We start from the raw sequence: 885 nt of genomic DNA on the forward strand, positions 1-885 counted from the left end.
CTACATGATGTGTTAGGAGGCAAAAAAATGCACAATTATATTCGGGAACCGATTAATGGATTAACTCATTTAGCGGGAGCTGTCTTATCATTTGTCGGTCTGCTGGCGATGGTGATCAAAGCGTCCATGACAACTCCAACCCCGCTTGCGATTACCGCCGTCATTATTTTTGGTGTCAGTATGATCCTTCTCTACTCTGCTTCAGCTACTTATCATATGGTCATTGCAAGAGATAGAGTGATTGCCTTTTTACGGAGACTTGATCACTCCATGATTTTTGTTCTGATTGCGGGAACGTACACGCCTTTTTGTTTTATTAGTCTAAACGGAAAAACAGGCGCCATTTTATTTTCAATTATCTCGGCGGTTGCAATCAGCGGTGTAGTTTTTAAAATGGTCTGGTTTACTTGCCCGCGCTGGATTTCAACGGCTTTGTACATCGCGATGGGCTGGATGATTGTATTTGTCTTCTCACCACTGACCGGAAGCTTAAACACTGTTGGACTATTCTTACTTATCCTCGGAGGAATTTTCTATACAATTGGCGGAGTGATTTACGGGGCAAAACCGAAGTTTCTGGAAACAAAGTATCTAGGCTTTCACGAGATCTTCCATATCTTTATCCTATTAGGAACCCTGTCACATTTTTTATCGGTATACCTATATGTGATTTAATTTTAGACGCCTCTTATCAAGGCGTTTTTTTTAGCAAAATTTATACAATTTAGTAACATTAAACTCTTCATATTGACTCAAACTAAGAGAAGATTTTTCATATGGTGAACCTTTTTCGGCTTCTAATTGGGTTTAGCCAATTTGGATGAGATTAGGTGGGGACATCTGACCACAAAACTAGGGCTGAATAATGATTGAGGTGTTTAAAAT

The 885-nt window shown here is 39.5% G+C and carries 1 protein-coding gene; it reads left to right on the forward strand.

Translation table 11 applies throughout. The annotated features are described in order from the left end of the window. Nucleotides 1-27: 27 nt before the first annotated feature. Complete coding sequence (gene trhA / locus V7266_RS23660; protein WP_335471552.1) at nt 28-675, forward strand: PAQR family membrane homeostasis protein TrhA; 648 nt, start codon at nt 28-30, stop codon at nt 673-675. The last annotated feature ends 210 nt before the right edge of the window (nt 676-885 follow it).

The sequence above is a fragment of the Neobacillus drentensis genome (assembly GCF_036965645.1).
GTDB lineage: Bacteria > Bacillota > Bacilli > Bacillales > Cytobacillaceae > Neobacillus > Neobacillus drentensis_D.

Bases quoted from the DNA above. Each gene is read 5' to 3' on its own strand.
- trhA (WP_335471552.1), top strand. From the start codon at position 28: ATGCACAATTATATTCGGGAACCGATTAATGGATTAACTCATTTAGCG.